Origin of the sequence: Micromonospora sp. NBC_00389, from assembly GCF_036059255.1 — a bacterium.
Taxonomy (GTDB): domain Bacteria; phylum Actinomycetota; class Actinomycetes; order Mycobacteriales; family Micromonosporaceae; genus Micromonospora.
In genome coordinates this window covers 7104617-7121638 of the sequence record NZ_CP107947.1, presented here as the reverse complement: position 1 = coordinate 7121638, position 17022 = coordinate 7104617, and the positions used below count along the sequence as shown (strand labels likewise).

The 17022-nt window shown below is 72.2% G+C and carries 13 protein-coding genes; 8 read left to right on the top strand and 5 right to left on the bottom strand.

What is annotated here, in order from left to right:
- Positions 1 to 8: 8 nt before the first annotated feature.
- Complete coding sequence (locus OG470_RS33635; RefSeq protein WP_328418681.1) at positions 9 to 1322, bottom strand: serine hydrolase domain-containing protein; 1314 nt, start codon at positions 1320 to 1322, stop codon at positions 9 to 11.
- A gap of 131 nt (positions 1323 to 1453) precedes the next feature.
- Here OG470_RS33635 and OG470_RS33630 point away from each other — a divergent pair, with 131 nt between their 5' ends.
- The 4 genes from OG470_RS33630 to OG470_RS33615 all read left to right on the top strand — a co-directional run bounded on the left by OG470_RS33630 (position 1454) and on the right by OG470_RS33615 (position 6380).
- Positions 1454 to 1927, top strand: a complete 474-nt coding sequence (locus OG470_RS33630; RefSeq protein ID WP_328418680.1) for an NfeD family protein — start codon at positions 1454 to 1456, stop codon at positions 1925 to 1927.
- A 5-nt stretch (positions 1928 to 1932) separates the two neighbouring features.
- The gene (locus OG470_RS33625; protein WP_328418679.1) at positions 1933 to 3039 is read left to right on the top strand and encodes an SPFH domain-containing protein; all 1107 of its coding nucleotides are present in this window, start codon (positions 1933 to 1935) and stop codon (positions 3037 to 3039) included.
- Positions 3040 to 3190: 151 nt separating this feature from the next.
- Positions 3191 to 3958 carry a hypothetical protein gene (locus tag OG470_RS33620; RefSeq protein WP_328418678.1) on the top strand — a complete coding sequence of 256 codons (768 nt, stop codon included), beginning with the start codon at positions 3191 to 3193 and terminating at the stop codon, positions 3956 to 3958.
- Between the two features lie 223 nt (positions 3959 to 4181).
- Positions 4182 to 6380 (top strand): transglycosylase domain-containing protein, encoded by a 2199-nt coding sequence (locus OG470_RS33615; protein WP_328418677.1) that lies wholly within the window; start codon positions 4182 to 4184, stop codon positions 6378 to 6380.
- Between the two features lie 47 nt (positions 6381 to 6427).
- Here the strand turns inward: OG470_RS33615 and OG470_RS33610 are convergent, their stop codons facing one another.
- Positions 6428 to 8275 (bottom strand): thiamine pyrophosphate-requiring protein, encoded by a 1848-nt coding sequence (locus tag OG470_RS33610; RefSeq protein WP_328418676.1) that lies wholly within the window; start codon positions 8273 to 8275, stop codon positions 6428 to 6430.
- Between the two features lie 40 nt (positions 8276 to 8315).
- Here OG470_RS33610 and OG470_RS33605 point away from each other — a divergent pair, with 40 nt between their 5' ends.
- Both OG470_RS33605 and OG470_RS33600 read left to right on the top strand, forming a co-directional pair.
- Positions 8316 to 9215, top strand: a complete 900-nt coding sequence (locus OG470_RS33605) for a TrmH family RNA methyltransferase (protein ID WP_442931230.1) — start codon at positions 8316 to 8318, stop codon at positions 9213 to 9215.
- 63 nt (positions 9216 to 9278) lie between these two features.
- Positions 9279 to 10457: an epoxide hydrolase family protein gene (locus tag OG470_RS33600; protein ID WP_328426743.1), complete on the top strand. Its 1179-nt coding sequence runs from the start codon at positions 9279 to 9281 to the stop codon at positions 10455 to 10457.
- 67 nt (positions 10458 to 10524) lie between these two features.
- On the opposite strand, the gene OG470_RS33595 is transcribed toward OG470_RS33600, so the two are convergent.
- Positions 10525 to 11808 (bottom strand): serine hydrolase domain-containing protein, encoded by a 1284-nt coding sequence (locus OG470_RS33595; RefSeq protein WP_328418674.1) that lies wholly within the window; start codon positions 11806 to 11808, stop codon positions 10525 to 10527.
- 113 nt (positions 11809 to 11921) lie between these two features.
- On the opposite strand from OG470_RS33595, the gene OG470_RS33590 reads away from it, so the two are divergent.
- Complete coding sequence (locus OG470_RS33590) at positions 11922 to 13697, top strand: PucR family transcriptional regulator (RefSeq protein ID WP_442931014.1); 1776 nt, start codon at positions 11922 to 11924, stop codon at positions 13695 to 13697.
- 25 nt (positions 13698 to 13722) lie between these two features.
- Here the strand turns inward: OG470_RS33590 and OG470_RS33585 are convergent, their stop codons facing one another.
- Positions 13723 to 15072: a hypothetical protein gene (locus OG470_RS33585; protein WP_328418673.1), complete on the bottom strand. Its 1350-nt coding sequence runs from the start codon at positions 15070 to 15072 to the stop codon at positions 13723 to 13725.
- A 91-nt stretch (positions 15073 to 15163) separates the two neighbouring features.
- On the opposite strand from OG470_RS33585, the gene murD reads away from it, so the two are divergent.
- Complete coding sequence (gene murD / locus OG470_RS33580; RefSeq protein ID WP_328418672.1) at positions 15164 to 16510, top strand: UDP-N-acetylmuramoyl-L-alanine--D-glutamate ligase; 1347 nt, start codon at positions 15164 to 15166, stop codon at positions 16508 to 16510.
- 1 nt (position 16511) lies between these two features.
- On the opposite strand, the gene OG470_RS33575 is transcribed toward murD, so the two are convergent.
- Positions 16512 to 17021 carry a DUF6114 domain-containing protein gene (locus OG470_RS33575; protein WP_328418671.1) on the bottom strand — a complete coding sequence of 170 codons (510 nt, stop codon included), beginning with the start codon at positions 17019 to 17021 and terminating at the stop codon, positions 16512 to 16514.
- Position 17022: the final 1 nt, after the last annotated feature.

Genomic DNA, 17022 nt, shown 5'->3' with positions numbered 1-17022 from the left:
GCGAGCGGTCAGGGTTCCTGGTCGGGGTGGCGGGTGTGGACGAAGGTGGCGATGTCCAGGGCGACCGCACGGCCCTGCTCGTCGCGGCGCACGGTGAGGATCTCGCCGTCCTGTCCACCGGCGCGGCCCCGCCACCGGTCCGGTCCCTCGGCGACGAAGCGCAGATCCGGTACGCCGACCGGGCCGGCGTGCAGGTCGCCGGTGGCGTCCGCGAACACCTCGATCTCGCTGCCCATCCACCACCAGCGGCCGGTCAGCTCGCTCAGCTCGGCGGGCGGCGCGGCAGCGGCCGGCAGCCAGGGGGTGATTGGCGCGGGCTCGGCGTCCAGCACCAGCGTGAGCAGCCGCCGGCCGAGCGCGCCGAGGTGCCCGGTACGCAGGCCGTACGAGTTGGCGAAGCCGACCACGGCGGTGCGGGTGGGCCGGTGCACGGCCAGCGAGGCGATGTAGCCGGGCATCGAGCCGCCGTGCCCGACGTACACCCGGTCGCCTTCCCGGAAGAGCTCCAGCCCGAGACCGTGCCCGTGGTTCCAGGACTCCAGGTCGCTGATCACCACGGGGGAGCACATCTCGGTCAGCGTCTCGGCGGCGAGCACCGAGGGGTCGGGGTCGGCCAGGAACGCTGCCCAGCGACCCAGGTCCTCGATCGTCGACCAGAGTTGCCCGGCCGGGGCCATCGCCCCGGTGTCGGTGCGGGGCTCCTCGCGCAGCGTGTCGTGCCACGGGTGGACGACGTAGCCGCGGGCGAACGGCTCGGTGGCCGCGTACGTGGTGCGGCCCATCCCCAGCGGGGTGAGGATCCGCTCGCCGAGCAGGTCGGCCCAGGGCGTCCCGGTGAGCCGTTCGAGGACGCCGCCGAGCAGCCCGTACGCGAGGTTGGAGTAGTGGTAGGTGGCGTGCGGCGGGTACGCGATCTTGTCCAAGGTCAGCCCGGCCAGCAGGGTGCGCAGGTCGGCGCCCTCGGTCCGCTCCCACCACTCACCCTCGGGTTCGCGCTGGATGCCGCTGGCGTGCCCGAGTAGCTGGCGCAGGGTGAGCGTGCCAACGCCGGTGCCCGGCAGGTGCCGTTCCAACGGGTCGTCCACGGCCAGCCGGCCGGCGTCGCGCACCTGCATGATCAGCGTGGCGGTCATCGTCTTGCTGATCGAGCCCAGCCGGTACTGCAGGTCGATGTCCGGGCGGGGATGCTCTCCGGCGGCGGCCAGATGCACCAGCGCGCCGTCGCGGACCACGCCCAGCACCAGCGACGGGGCGCGCCCGTCGACCTGTGCCTGGGCGACCATGGCGTCGACCTGTCGGGCGGTCTCGGGCAGCAGGGTCAACGGGATCTCCTCGCTCGTCGGCTCGGGCCGGCTTATCGAGACGGGGCGTTTCGGCCGGCCAGGTGGGTTTCGCCGAGCTTACTGATCATCACGGGTCGTCCGCGCGTGCAATTGCGTGTCACGATCAGGGGGTGGACGCCGTGGTGTGGATCGTGTTGGGTGTGTTGCTGGTGGTCGCCGAGATCTTCACGACGACGCTGTTTCTGATCATGTTCGGGGCTGGCGCGTTCGCCGCCGCAGGTGCGGCCGCCCTGGGCGCGCCGGTGGCGATACAGGCGCTGGTGTTCGCGGTGGTGTCGGCGTTGAGCCTGGTGGTGGTCCGACCGGTCATCCGGCGGCATCAGAGGACCGCGCTGGACAGCGGCGAGCAGCCGTTCGGCCTGGAGGCGATCGAAGGCTCCACGGCGTTGGTGCTGGAACGGGTGGACGCCGAGCACGGCCTCGTCAAGATTGACGGAGAGCTGTGGAGCGCCCGGTCGTACGACACGACGCAGGTCTACGACGTCGGTCAACGGGTTCGGGTGATAAAGGTCCGGGGCGCGACCGCCCTGGTCTGGCAGGACGATGTTTCTTCCGCCGGCGAGCTGCCGGAATCGAGAGGGTGAACGGGATGACGGTCATAGGGGTGCTGGTGATCGCGGTGGCGCTGATCGCCGTGGTGACGCTGGCCAAGGCGGTGCGGATCGTGCCGCAGCAACGCCAGGACGTGGTGGAACGGCTCGGCAAGTACAAGCGCACCCTCAGCCCCGGCCTCAACCTGCTGGTGCCGTTCATCGACGCGGTCCGTACCAAGGTAGACATGCGGGAGCAGGTGGTCAGCTTCCCGCCGCAGCCGGTGATCACCTCGGACAACCTGGTGGTCTCGATCGACACGGTCCTCTACTTCAAGGTGGTCGACTCGGTCCGGGCGACCTACGAGATCTCCAGCTTCCTCCAGGCCATCGAGCAGCTCACCGTCACCACGCTGCGAAACGTGATCGGCTCGCTGGACCTGGAGCGGGCGCTGACCAGCCGGGACGAGATCAACCGGCACCTCTCCGGCGTGCTGGACGAGACCACCGGCCGCTGGGGCATCAAGGTGACCCGGGTGGAGATCAAGGCGATCGAGCCGCCAGCCAGCATCCGCGACTCGATGGAGAAGCAGATGCGCGCCGAGCGGGACCGCCGCGCGGCGATCCTGACCGCCGAAGGACACAAGCAGTCGCAGATCCTCACCGCCGAGGGCGAGAAGCAGTCCGCGGTGCTGCGCGCCGACGGTGATCGGCAGGCTCGGATCCTGCAGGCCGAGGGCCAGGCGAAGGCGATCCGGACGGTATTCGACGCGATCCACCAGGCGAATCCGAGCCAGAAGGTGCTCGCCTACCAGTACCTGCAGGCCCTGCCGCAGATCGCCCAGGGCAGCGCCAACAAGGTCTGGATCATCCCGGCCGAGCTGACCAAGGCACTTGAGGGGATGGGTGGCGCGCTGGGTGGTTTGAGCCAGATGGTGGGGGACCTTCCCGCACCGGAGGCAGCCGACCACGCGAGCCAGGTCGAGCGCGAGGCCGCGGAGGCGGCGCAGGCCGCAGCGGCCGCCGCCCAGCAGATCCACGACGAGGTACGCGTCGCCGAGGCGCAGGCCACCGGCACCAAGGGGCCGCAAGGGCTGCCCGCGCCGGAGCCGGTCTCCCCGACCAGCCTGGTCAACGACCCGACCGATCAGCGCGAGCGCGGCTGATCCAGTAGAGCGGCCGCCCGGCCGGGTAAATGCGAGAAAGACTCATGGGGCGCTCCGACGCCTGCCACGATCGGTCCTAGGACGGGTGGTGACCAGGCAATCGGGGCGCCCCGGCGCGTCCCGCACCGCTCGCGGACGAGCGAGGTGACGCATGAAGGATCCGGCGAATCGGATGTGGTCCTCCGCCCCGGTGCCCGGCGCGCACGACCCGGCCGGCCCACTGGGTTCCCGGAGCAGCGGCGGAGGATTCGGCGTACTGCCGTTCGTGGGCGAGCCGACCCCGGCCGGACCGGCAACGAACGCCAGTTGGGCCTGGTCGATACGCCGGTTCGCGCGGGCGGCGGTGTGGCTGCTGCCCGCGTACGCCATCCTCTATGGCGTGGTGGCGATGGCCAGCGACGGCGGGGTGGGCAACGACCCGTATCCGGCCGACGGTCGGGCGGCCTACCTGATCGGTTGGGTGGCCGCGGTCTGGCTTGGCCTGCTCGCGCTGCTGGCCCTCACCGGGCTGCTCGCCGCGACCCGCAGTCGTCGAGTCGCCGCCGCCGGTCTGCTGGTCAGCATCGCCGGCACCGTGCTGATGCTGCCCTTCGCCGGGCTCGCCGAGCAGACACCGGTCTTCGGCACCACGGCGCGTTCGCTGGTCCTGGTCGGTGCCACCTTCTACAGCGTGGGCTGGTTCCTCACCGGATGGGCGGTCGCCCGGTCGGGCACGTTCAGCCTCGGCGACGGGGTCATGCTGATCATCGCCGCGCCGCTGCTCGGCCTGGGCGGCGCCCTGATCGGGTCGCTGCAGACGTTCGGCGCGATCTTCGTGCTGATCGCCGGCATCGGCATCGGCTACCGCTCCGGGCGCCTGGTGCCCCGCGACATCGCCCGCGACGCCGCCAGCGCCAGCCTCTCCACCCCAACCCCCTAACCCACCCCACCCCGCTTCGGTGATCATGAGGTTGACGAGGGTTTCCTTGATCGAACTCCCCGTCAACCTCATGATCACCAGGGGTGGGCGGGGGTGGGTCGGGGGTGGGTGGGGGTGTGCGGGCGGGTTTGGGTGGGAGTTGGCTGGTGGGGGGCGGTGAAGTTGCTGACAATCGGGCTGCGAGGGTGGTCGGTTGGCGGCATTCGTGGCAATCCTGGGGAGCATGGCCGCCTCCCGCTCGCCGCTGTCGCGGCTGTTCACCGTGCTGCTCGCCGGCTTGCTGGCCGGGCTCGCCCTGGCAGTCGCCGCGCTGCCGGGCAACCTGCTGCTCGGGTTCGCCGCCCGCTCCGCGATCGGGACGTACGCCGCGTTGCCTGACGCGCTGCGCACCCCGGCCACCCCGCAGCGCTCCTACCTCTACGCCAACGACGGCAAGACGCTGATCACGACGTTCTACGACGTGAACCGCACCGACGTACCGCTGGCGGACATCGCCCCGGTGATGCGGCAGGCGATTGTGGCGGCCGAGGACCGGCGGTTCTACTCGCACGGCGGCGCGGACCTGCGCGGGCTGGCCCGCGCGCTGGTGTCCAACGTCAAGGGCGGCGGCACCGAGCAGGGCGGCTCGACGCTGACCATGCAGTACGTCCGTAACGTGCTCAAGACCGACCCCACCCGCACCGCCGAGGAACGCGCCGCCGCCACCGACCCCACGATTCCGCGCAAGATCCAGGAGATCCGGTACGCGGGCGCGTTGGAACAGAGCCTCGGCAAGGACGAGATCCTCAACCGGTACCTGAACATCGCCTACTTCGGCTCCAATGCGTACGGGATCGCGGCGGCCAGCCAGCGCTACTTCGGCAAGCCTCCGGCGCAGCTGACCCTCGCCGAGTCGGCCCTGCTCGCTGGCCTGGTGCAGTCCCCGGACGCGTACAGCCCCATCGACGGGAACAAGGACGACGCGCTGGCCCGCCGGTCGTACGTCCTGGACTCGATGGCCGAGACCGGCGCCATCACCGCCGGGCAGGCCGCGCAGGCCAAGGCGGAGCCGCTGACCCTGCACCCCACCGCGCAGCCCAACGGCTGCACCGCCGTGGCCCAGGGCCACGACGACTGGGGCTACTTCTGCGACTACCTGCGCCGATGGTGGGTCGCCCAGCCGGCGTTCGGGGCCACCGTGCCGGAGCGCGAGCAGGCCCTGCGGTCGGGCGGCTACACCGTGGTCACCTCGCTGGACCCGCAGATCCAGGCCACCGCGCAGCAGCAGGCCACCAAGGTCTACGGGTACGACAACAAGCGCGCCCTGCCGATCGCGGCCGTGCAGCCGGGCACCGGGCAGGTGCTGGCGATGGCGGTCAACCGGCACTACAGCCTGGCCGACAACCCGGGCGGGCAGGCCAACTACCCGAACACCGTCAACCCGCTGATCTCCGGCGGGGCCAGCGTCGACGGGTACCAGGCCGGCTCGACGTTCAAGCTGTTCACCATGCTCGCCGCGCTGGAGTCCGGCCGTACCCTCTCCACCGGCTTCGACGCACCCGCCAAGTTGCCCACCCGGTACGCCGCCGAGGGCCCGGGCAGCTGTGACGGCACCTGGTGCCCGGCCAACGCCAACCCGGACTGGATGGACGGGTACCGGATGATGTGGGACGGCTTCGGCCGTTCGGTGAACACCTACTTCGTCTGGCTGGCCGAGCAGGTCGGCCAGGACAAGGTGGTGGAGATGGCGCAGCGGCTCGGCATCACCTTCCGCGCCGACGCGGACGCCGCCTTCGCCAAGGACGACGCCGCCAACTGGGGTTCGTTCACCCTGGGCGTGGCCGCCACCACCCCGCTGGACCTGGCCAACGCGTACGCCACGGTGGCCGCCGAGGGCACCTACTGCACGCCCGTGCCGGTGGTCTCGGTGACCGCAGCGAACGGTGACAAGGTGCCGGTCGGGCAGCCGGCCTGCAAGCGGGTGCTCGACGCCGACGTGGCCCGCGCCGCGACCGACGCCGCCCGCTGCCCGGTCGGCCAGCAGTCGCCGTACGGGCAGTGCAACGGTGGCACCGCCACCGGCGTGAACGACATCCTCGACGGCCGCCCGGTGGCCGGCAAGACCGGCAGCTCGGAGCAGAACTCGACCGAGACGTTCGTCGGCTTCACCCCGCAGGTCGCGGTCGCCGGTATCGCCGCCAACCCGGACGACCCGACCGACTCGGTGGGCTCCGCGGTGCAGGCCAAGGTGATCGACGCGGTCGCCCGGGTCATCGCCACCGCCGTGAAGGGCCAGCCGGAGAAGGCGTTCGTCGCGCCCAGCCGCGAGTTGGCCGGCGAACCCCGCCGCCCGGTCGAGCGCGCCCCCGTTCCGGACCGTCGACCAACCCGGGAGGACGACCCTCGCTCACTCCTGCAACGCTGGCTGGACCGCCGCGGCTGACCGCCCTGCCTGGCCCCCGCCCCGGCTCCTGCGGGGCGGGGGGACCGTCAGCCCTGCCGGCGACGGGGGCGGTAGCTGGCCAGGGTGGCGGGTAGGCCGCGGCGGATGATTCCGGCCCAATCGGTGTCGCCGCGCAGCACTGCCGCCGCGGTCTTGCGCGCCTGCTCGGCGGTGAAGTGTGGTGGCAGCATCAGCTCCGCCGGGTCGACCAGCGCGTTGATCACCACCGGCCGGTCGGCGGTGAGCGCCCGGTCCCAGATCGCCGGCACCTGCTCCGGGGAGTCGACCAGCTCGCCGTGCAGCCCGAGCACCTGCGCCCACTGGTGGTAGCCGATGTCCGGCAGCTGCTGGCTGTCCGGGAACATCGGCGTCCCCTCGCTGGAACGTTGCTCCCAGCTGACGAATGCCAGATCCCGGTTGTTGAGCACCAGCACCACGAACCGTGGGTCCGCCCAGCTGCGCCAGTACTTGGCCACGGTGATCAGCTCGTTGACGCCGTTCATCTGCATCGCACCGTCGCCGATCAGCGCCACCAGCGGGCGGTCCGGGTGGGCGAACTTGGCGCTCAGCGCGTACGGCATGGCGCCGCCCATGGACAGCAGGGTCCCGGAGAGGCTGGCAAGCATCCCGGGCCGGACCTGCACGTGCCGGGCGTACCAGGCGGTCGTGGTGCCGCAGTCCACGGCGATCATCGCGTCGTCGGGCAGCCGCTCGCTGAGGGTGCTGAACAGCAGCTGCGGGTTGACCGGGTCGGCGGTCTGCTCGGCCAGCTCGCGCTGCACCCGGCGCCACGACGAGGTGGCCTCAGCGATCTCCGCCCGCCAGGCGGTCGGCCCGGGGCCGGTGCCCAGCTCGTGCAGCAACGCCCGCAGCGTGGGGCCGGCGTCGCCGGTCAGGTTCACCTCGGTCGGGTATCGCAGCCCGAGTTGGGTGCCGTCCACGTCGATCTGCACCGCGCGGGCCTGCCCCTGCGGCGGGTAGAACTCCGAGTACGGCATGTTGCTGCCGACGATCAGCAGCCGGTCGCAGCCGGTCATCAGCTGCCAGCTCGGCCGGGTGCCGAGCAGCCCGATCGAGCCGGTGACCCACGGCTCCCGGTGGTCGACGGCGGTGAAGCCGAGCAGCGCGGTGGCCACCCCCGCGCCGAGCCGCTGGGCGATCTCGCGGACCTCGTCCGGTGCCCCGAGCGCGCCCTGCCCCACCAGCATCGCCACCCGCTGCCCGCTGCGCAGCACCTCGGCTGCCCGGCGCAGGTCCGCCTCCGGCGGCACGGTCGGCGGGCTGCTCGGCACGTTGCTGGTGTGGTAGTAGCCGTGCGCGTACGGCGGGTCCGGGATGGCCGGCTCGTCCTGCAGGTCCGAGGGGAGCACCAGGGCGGTGACGGTACGCCGGGCCAGCGCCGTGCGGCACGCCCGGTCGACCAGATGGCGGACCTGCGCCGGGTGGTCGAGCTGGGCCAGGAACGCCGCGGCCACGTCCTTGTAGAGGGCCAGCAGGTCGACCTCCTGGTAGTAGCCGCCCCCCTCGGCGGTGACCGCGGTGTGCCCGACCAGAGCGACAACCGGCTGGTGGTCGAGCTTGGCGTCGTACAGGCCGTTGAGCAGATGGATGGCGCCCGGCCCGCTGGTCACCAGCGCGCAGCCCAGCGGCCCACCGCCGTACTTGACGTGCGCCGAGGCGGCGAAGCCGGCGGTCTCCTCGTGTCGCACCTGGATGAACTGGGCCCGCTCGTTGGTGCGTTGCAGAGCGGAGGTGAGGCCGTTGATGCCGTCGCCCGGGTAGCCGAAGTACCGGTGCACGCCCCAGCTGAACAGGCGGGCGACGATGTGGTCCGCGACGGTGGCGTGCTTGGGCAGGGCACCCGCTTCGCCCGGCGCGGCGTGGTCTGGGCTCACCTGGCTGGTCCTTCCGGTTGAGTCCTTTACTCCGCCCGCCATTCCCCTTCCTTTCCGGACAAAACGCCCCGGGTGGGGTGGGCTCGACCGGCCCCGGAGTGCCGGGCGGGCCGTCCGGCAGAATCGTCGGGTGCCCGTCCACCAGATCACCGATCCCGACGACGACCGGATCGCCGACTACCGCGCGCTCACCGACGTCGAGCTGCGCACCCGCTGGGAGCCGCCGCACGGCCTGTTCATCGCCGAGGGGGAGCTGGTGCTGCGCCGCGCGCTGCGCGCCGGCTACCCGGCCCGGTCGTACCTGGTCGACGCCAAGCGGGCCGACCAGCTCGCCGACCTGGACACCGGCGACGCGCCGGTCTACGCGGCGACGCAGGACGTGCTGCAACGGGCCACCGGATTCCACGTACACCGGGGGGTGCTGGCGTCGTTCCACCGCCGTCCGCTGCCGACGGCGGCCGAGGTGCTCGCCACCGCGCGCCGGGTGGTGATCCTGGAGGACGTCAACAACCACACCAACCTCGGCGCGGTTTTCAGGGGCGCCGCCGCGCTCGGCATCGACGCGGTGCTGCTCTCGCCCACCTGCGCCGACCCGCTCTACCGACGCAGCGTACGGGTCAGCATGGGCGAGGTCTTCGCGGTGCCGTACGCCAAGCTCGAGCGCTGGCCGGTGGCCCTGGACCAGGTGCGGGAAGCGGGCTTCACCGTGCTCGCCATGACGCCGGCTCCGGACGCCGTACCGATCCAGCGGCTCACTCCGGCGCAGCGTGCGCGGGCGGCGCTGCTCCTCGGCGCCGAAGGCCCTGGCCTCACCGCGGCGGCCCAGTCAGCCAGCGACGTACGGGTGGTAATCCCGATGCGGCGCGGAGTGGACTCGTTGAACGTTGCCGCCGCAGCCGCGGTCGCCTTCTGGGAGTTGGGTCGCGACGATCCCCTGTGAGGTGGGCGCTCGACGGGACAGAACATAGTATCCGCAGTCGTGACAACTTCGCCCGATTCGAGCATCCATCCTTTCCGGGTCGACATTTCGCAACGCGATCTCGACGACCTGTACGAGCGGCTCGATCGCACCAGGTGGCCCGACCAGTTGCCCGGGGTGGGCTGGGAGTACGGCGTCCCGCGGGACTACCTGATGGACCTGGTGCGGTACTGGCGGCACGAATACGACTGGCGTGCCGCGGAGGCCAGGCTCAACGAGTGGCCGCAGTTCACTACCACGATCGATGGGGCGGACATTCACTTCGCGCACATCCGGTCCCCGGAGCCGGGCGCGACTCCGCTGCTCATCACGCACGGCTGGCCGGGCTCAATCGTGGAGTTCACCGAGGTCGCCGGGCCGCTGACCGATCCGCGGGCCCACGGCGGCGACCCGTCCGACGCCTTCCACCTGGTCATGCCGAGCATCCCGGGGTTCGGGTTCTCCGGGCCGACGCGGGAGACCGGATGGGAGTTCCGGCGGGTGGCCGCCGCATTCGCCGAGATGATGCGGCGTCTCGGCTATCAGCGGTACGGCGTGCAGGGCGGTGACTGGGGGTCGGTCATCTCCCGCGAACTCGGTCGTACCCAGACCGGCCACGTCATCGGCGTACACCTGAACCTGCTGCCGAACTCGTCCGTGACGGAGGAACCGGACGCCGACCTGCTCGCCACGTTGAGCCCGGCGGAACGGGAGCGAACGCTGGCCTCGTGGCGGCGCACCCAACAGTGGGACCGCGACAGCGCCGGCTATGCGGTTATCCAGTCCACGCGACCGCAGACGCTTGCCTACGGCCTGACCGACTCTCCGGTCGGCCAGTTGGCCTGGATCGCGGAGAAGTTCAAGGAGTGGACGGACTCGTCGGCCCGCCCGGAGGACGCCGTCGACCGCGATCACCTGCTCACCAACGTCATGCTCTATTGGCTCACCGGAACGGCCGGCTCGTCCGCCCGCATCTACTACGAGCGGGCACATGCGGACTACTGGGGGTCGCCGCCGGAGCCGTCCACCGCACCGACAGCCCTGGCCGCCTTCCCGCGGGACAACTTCATTCCGTTGCGGCACATCGCCGATCGAACGAACAACATCGTGCGATGGACGGAGTTCGACCGAGGCGGGCATTTCGCTGCGATGGAGACACCCGATCTGCTGGTCGCTGACATCCGAACGTTCTTCCGACAGCTCCGCGCGGAGACGTCTGACTGATCCGGCCGGGTCAGCAACCCCGCTGCCGGGGCAGTGGTGAGGGCGGGCGCGCCCGCCCTCACCGGCGTCACGCGAAGTACTTCGACCAGAAGTTGTGGGTCGGCCAACTGGTCACCGCGCGGGAGGCGGCCCAGAGCGCGGGGTCGATGTCGCCGTAGGTCAGCCCGGACTCGTCGTCGCGCCGGTTGAACACCGCCGCCCAGCTCAGCCCGTGGTAGGTGCGTACCACGATGCTGTACGTGCCCGGCAGGCTACCGGTGTGCCAGGTGTTACGCCCGGTGCCGCCGGTCGTCACCGGACGCACCTGCCAACCGAGGCCGTAGTACCAACCGTTGGCGTTCACCCCGGTCGGGTTCGGCACCGCCCACGCCCGGCCCAGCGAGGTGCTGTTCAGGATCGGGCTGCCGGTGTCGAAGGCCGACGCCCAGCGCACCAGGTCCACGGCGGAGGCGATCCACCCGCCGTTGGCGTCGTGCATTCGCATGCTGAACGTGCCGTACGGGGAGTCCACGATGGTGCCCGAGTTGTCCAGCACGGTGGTGCCGGTGTACTGCGACTCGTACCCGACCTCACCGCTGTGCCGGGCGACCGACCAGCCGTTCGCCATCCGGGTGATGCCCAGTGGCGCGAGCAGTTCCTGCCGGACGTACGTCTCGTAGGGCTGGCCGGTCACCGCCTCGACCACCCGGCCGGCCAGCAGGTAGCCGTAGTTGCTGTACGACACGTACGAGCCGGGGTCGTGGCTGAGTGGCTGGCCGGACATGAACCGGACCACGTCGGCGTGGGTCAGCTCCAGCGGCGCGCCGAGCGACCGGGCGATGACCAGGTCCTTGAACAGGGGGTCGAAGTTGGTCAGGTTCCGGTCCCAGCCGCCGGTGTGCTGGAGGATCCGCCACAGGCTGACGTTGGCCAGCCGCGGGTCCACCGCCTGGCCGGCGGGCGGGGTCAGGTCGACGTACCTGCCGACCGGGTCGCCGAGGCTGAGCCTGCCGTCCTGGGCGAGCCGGAGCAGGGCCGCCGCGGTCAGTGACTTCGACAGGCTGGCCACCCGGAACAGCGAGGTCGGCTGGATCACTTGCGGGGAGTCGTTGCCGTAGCCGCGGGCCAGCACCAGCCGGCCCTTGTAGGTCACGGCGAGCTGCCCAGCGGAGACGTGCCGGGCCTGCATGAAGGTCTGCATGGCGCTGTCGAAGGCCGACAGCGCGGCCACCGCCGTACCGCTGGCCACCCAGGTGGCCTGCGGTGCCGCCTGGCCGGGCGACCCGCCCAACGCCCCGGCGGCGAGGGTCCCCGCGCCCGCCGCGCCCACCAGCTTGCCGAAGGCGCGCCTGCTGATCGTTGTCCTGTTCATGCCTCCCCCTCCCAAAGATCACAATCAGCGGCACGCTACTCGATGTGATCTTCGAACGATGCCCCCGCAGCGGGATGTCGAGTTCCGGCGTCACGGACGGTAGCGTGGCGGCCGTGTTCCCTACCGTCCGTGAGGTCCTCGCCCTGGACCCGGTCCGCCACGGCGCGCCGCGCGTGGTCGCCGGGGACGCCGGGCTGGACCGGCCGGTCCGCTGGGTGCACGTCGCCGAGGTGCCCGACATCGCCACCCTGCTCGGCGGTGGCGAGCTGGTGCTCACCACCGGCATCGGGCTGCCCGGCGACGACGCGGGGCTGCGCGCGTTCATCGGGGACCTGGCCGACGTCGGTGTCTCCGGGCTCGTCGTCGAGCTGGGCCGCCGGTACGTCAGCGGGGTGCCCCGGGTGATGGCCGCCGCCGCCGAGCGGCGCGGCCTGCCCCTGGTGGAGCTGCGCCGGGCCACCCCGTTCGTGCGGATCACCGAGGCGGTGCACGCGTTGATCGTCGACGCGCAGCTCACCGAGCTGCGCGCCACCGAGGAGATCCACCAGCGGTTCACCGACCTCTCGGTCGAGGGCGCCGACGCGACCGAGGTGATCCGGCAGGCCGCCGAACTGTCCGGTTGCCCGGTGGTGCTGGAGAACCTGTCCCGGCAGGTGCTGGGGTACGACCCGGCGGGGGAGAGCGCCGAACTGCTCCTGGACGGCTGGGAGCAGCACTCCCGGCGGATCCGGCCGGCCGGGCGGACCGCGTACGACCCGGACAGCGGCTGGCTGGTGACGGTCGTCGGAGCCCGGGGGCAGGACTGGGGGCGGCTGCTGCTGCGCTGGCCCGGCGGCGGGGAGTTGCCCACCCGCCGGGGCACCGACCCGGCGCGGCCCGACCCGAGCCCCGGGCCGCCGACCCGGCTCACCATCCTGATCGAGCGGGCCGCGTCCACCCTCGCGCTGGGCCGGCTGATCCGCCGCGACGCCGAAGGGCTGGAACGGCAGATCCACCGCACCCTGCTCACCGCACTGCTGGACCACTCCCGATCGGTGGACGAGGTGGCGCTGCGGGCGAAGGCGCTCGGCGTGGTGCTCGACCGCCGGCATCTGGTCGGCGTGATGGTCCGGCACCGGGCCGACGACCCGGCCGGCGAGGGCGGTCCCGAGGCCGGCCCGGCCCGGCTGCGGGACCTGTCCGAGGCGGTCGGCCAGGCGCTGCGGGAGGCGAAGCTGACCGCACTGACCAGCGCGGTCGACGACCACTCGGTCGGCGCGCTGCTGGCCCTGCCGGACCCGGCCGCCGAGGACCGCGCGCTGTCCGCGTTCGCCGCCGCGCTGCGCCGGGTACGCCTCGACGCAGGCGCGTCCCGGGTGGCGTCCGGCGCCAACGCGTCCCCGGTGGCGTCCGGTGCCGACGCGTCCCGGGTGGTGGCCGACGGAGTAGGTCGGTCGGTGGGCGGGGTGATCGTGGCCGCGGGGTCCGGGGTGGGCAGCCTGCGGGAGGCCCGACGATCGCTGATCGAGGCGCGGCAGATCGCTGAGGCGGCCCGCCGCGACCGGCGTGACCTGCCGATCTTCCGGCTACCGCACGTGGGTCTGGCCGGCCTGTTGCACCTGCTGCGCGACGAGCCTCGGTTGCAGACCTTCGTGGAGCGCGAACTCGGGGCGCTGCTGGAGTACGACGCCCGGCACCCCCGGGAGCGGCTGCTCGACACTCTGCGCGCGTACCTGGAGCAGGGGCGCAACAAGTCCGCCGGCGCCGCCGCCGCCCACCTGTCCCGGCCGGCCTTCTACGAGCGCCTGGCCCGTATCGCCCGCATCCTCGACGTCGACCTCGACTCGGTCGAAGCCTGCCTCTCGCTGCACGTGGCCCTACTGGCCCTGGACGCCGTCCGCACCCCCTGACCCACCCCCACCCGAGGCGGGTGGGTCAGGTGAGGGTGGTCAGGGCTTTGGCGTAGGTCGGGGGGATGTGGTTGGGGCCGCCGGGGGTGAAGACGTCGGAGTTGGCCACGGCGGACCAGGCGGTGGCCGGGACGGCGTCGACCAGGGCGCGGATCACCGGGGCGTCGCGCCACTGGTCCTGCTCGGCGAGCAGGCCCAAAGCCACCACCGACTCCTCGACCTCGCCCACGCACTCGAACGGCTTGTGCCCGTCCACGCCCAGCAGCTCCCGGTAACCGGGGATCTGTGACTCGTCGGCCAGCAGGTCGCCGCCGAAGATGCCCACCACCCGCTCGCGCGGCATGAACGGCGCCATGGCCAGGAAGACGAACCGGCACTTCGGGCAGTCGCGGCACCAGCGTTCGCTCGCGTTGTGCAGCTTGAAGGCGGAGTTGCAGCTGGTCACCACGTCGTCGTACCGGGTGAACTCGGCGAAGAGCCGGGCGATGTGCAGCTCGGACAGCGAGCGCAGCAGCGAGAAGTACGGCTCGGTCAGGCCGGCGTGCTCGGCCAGCGCCGCCCGCAGCAGCCCTTCCGCCTCGACACCCTTGGACCACTGGTGGTTGATCTCGTGGCCGTTCCAGACCAGGTTCGGGTCGGACGCCGAGCGCTCGTTGGACATCACCACCGGGCCGAGCCCGTGCAGCACGGCGGTTGCCACCGCGATCAGCGAGTTGATCGCGGTGACCGGAATGTGCCCGTTCAGCGCGCCGGCCGCGTTCAGGTCGAACAGCACCGGGTCGATCCGGCGCCGGGCGGCCAGCGGGGTCAGCCCGGACGCCTCGTTGACCGAGACGATCACGTGGTTCGGGTTGACCGAGAACGGCACCGGGTCCAGCTCGGCCCGGCGCAGTGCCTCCAGGCTGACGATGGAGTCCTTGCCGCCACCGACCGCGGAGAGCGGGCGACGGTCGGAGTCGTCGTACACTCGGGCCGGTGGCACCTCACCGGCCGGCACCTCCGGGCGCAGCTCCAGCACGTGCGGCAGTTGGTTGCGGTACGCGTACTCCGCCAGGCCCTGGGTGTAGATGGCGGTGACGTAGTCGACGGCGGCCGCGCCCAGCGGCGCCGGCAGCACCAGCCGGGGCGGCGCGGCGGCCTTGTAGTAGCTGACCCCGGCGACCAGGTGCAGCACCTCCAGCACCCGGCCGAGGGTGGCCACCGTCTCGTCCGAGGGCGGCTCGGCAGGCAGCGGAAGGGTGATGACCTCGGTGAACCGCTGCTCGCCGGCTGGGCCGGTCAAGGCGTAGTCGAACAACACCTCGCCGGTGGCGAAGTCGATCGAGTAGGACGGGAAGGTGAAGGCGTCCATCCGCCGGAGCTGCTCGTTGGGCACACGCCATACTAGGCCCTGGTTCGTCCGGCCGTGTCCGGCTGCGCCGGACCGCGCCCGCCCCACCGCCGCCGCGACCCTTGAGGAGAGCCCCGTGCGCCTGTCTGACCTGCGCGGACGTACCGTCGCCGTCTGGGGGACCGGCCGGGAGGGCCGGGCCGCGGTGACCGCGATCGCCGCGCACGGCCCGGCCGAGCTGGTCGCCGTCGACGACAGCGCCAACTTCCTCTCGCTGCCCTGGGACGGCCCGCTGGCCGAGGCAGCCCCACTGGTCACCGGCGAGGCGGGCTTCGAGCGGCTGGCCGCCGCCGACGTGGTGGTCCGCTCGCCGGGCGTGCCGCAGACCCACCCGTGGCTGGTCGAGCTGCGCGGGCGCGGCGTCACCGTCACCCAGGGCACCGCGCTGTGGATGGCCGACCACGCCGCGCGCACCGTCGGGGTCACCGGCAGCAAGGGCAAGAGCACCACCTCCAGCCTGATCAGCCACCTGCTCACCGCGATGGGCCGGCCGAACGTCTTCGGCGGCAACATCGGCGTGCCCACCCTGGACCTGCCCGAGGCGGAGCTGTACGTGCTGGAGCTGTCCAGCTACCAGTGCAGCGACCTCACCGACTCGCCCCGGGTGGCCGTGGTCACCGCGCTCTTCCCCGAGCACCTGGACGCGCACGGCGGGGAGCGGGAGTACTACCGGGACAAGCTCAACCTGCTCGCCCACGGCCCGGAGACGATCGTGGTGAACGGCGCGGACCCCCGGCTCGCCGCTGAGCTCGGTGACCGGCCGGCCGTCCGCGCCGGTCGCACCGACACCACCCACGTCGCCACCGGCGCGGACGGCACGCCCTGGTTCCACCTCGGTGACCAGCCGCTCTTCCCGCGCGCCGTGCTGCCCCTGGTGGGCCGGCACAACGAGGGCAACCTCTGCGTCGCGCTCGCCGTGCTGGACGCGCTCGGCGTGGACGTGGTGGCCGACCGGAACAGCCTCGCCGTCGCGGTCGCCGAGTTCCAGGGGCTGGCCCACCGGCTCACCGAGATCACCGACCCGTCCGGGCTGACCTTCGTCGACGACACCCTGGCCACCAGCCCGTACGCGGCCATGCACGCGATCGACGCGTACGACGGGCGGCCGTTGACCGTGATCGTCGGGGGCAGCGACCGAGGGCTCGACTACACGCCGCTCCGGGAGCACCTGGCCGAGCGTGAGATCACCGTCATCGGCATCCCGGACAGCGGCCCCCGGATCGTCGAGGCGCTCGCCGGGCTGCCGGCGGTACGCACCGAGCTCGCCGAGGACCTGGTCGCCGCGGTGGGGCTGGCCCGCAAGCTCACCCCCGCGGGCGGGGTGGTGCTGCTCTCGCCGGCCGCCCCGAGCTATGGGCGGTTCCGCAACTTCGAGCACCGCTCGGAGGTGTTCGCGCAGGCGGTCGCGGACACCGCCCGCTGACTCAGCTCCGGTCCGCCGGGGTCGGGTCCGCCGTCTCGGTCAGGGGCAGCACTGCCGTGTCGTCGTCGTCCGCGGGCTCTCGCGGTGCGGGTGCCACGGGCTCCGCCGGGGCACCGGCCGACCGGCGTTGCTTGTCCGGGGTCCAGGCGAATGCGAGTGCCCCGCCGACCAGGGCCAGCAGCATTCCGATCAGGAAGCCGCCCAGGTTCGAGGTCAACCAGGAGACCAGCCCGAGCACCAGCGAGACCAGAGCGTAGAAGACCCGCTGCTGGGGGGCGGTGATCAGCAGCACCCCGCAGATCACCAGGACGGTCGGCACCAGGTACGCGGCGAGCCCCTGCGGCCCGATGTGCAGCAGCACCCCGAGCGGCGCCCGCAGGGTCACCAGCATCTCCGCGCCCCCGAGGGCGATCAGCACTCCGGCGGTGAGCGGGCGGCCCCGCCGCCAGCGGCGCCAGCGCCCGCCGGTCCGGTGGGCGGCCGGCGCCGTTTGGTGTCGTCCGGCGGTCACG

Excerpts from the sequence above, each read along its gene's own strand:
- OG470_RS33615 (WP_328418677.1), top strand. The coding sequence starts at position 4,182 with ATGGCCGCCTCCCGCTCGCCGCTGTCGCGGCTGTTCACCGTGCTGCTC.
- OG470_RS33620 (WP_328418678.1), top strand. The coding sequence starts at position 3,191 with ATGAAGGATCCGGCGAATCGGATGTGGTCCTCCGCCCCGGTGCCCGGC.
- OG470_RS33595 (WP_328418674.1), bottom strand. The coding sequence starts at position 11,808 with ATGAACAGGACAACGATCAGCAGGCGCGCCTTCGGCAAGCTGGTGGGC.
- OG470_RS33625 (WP_328418679.1), top strand. The coding sequence starts at position 1,933 with ATGACGGTCATAGGGGTGCTGGTGATCGCGGTGGCGCTGATCGCCGTG.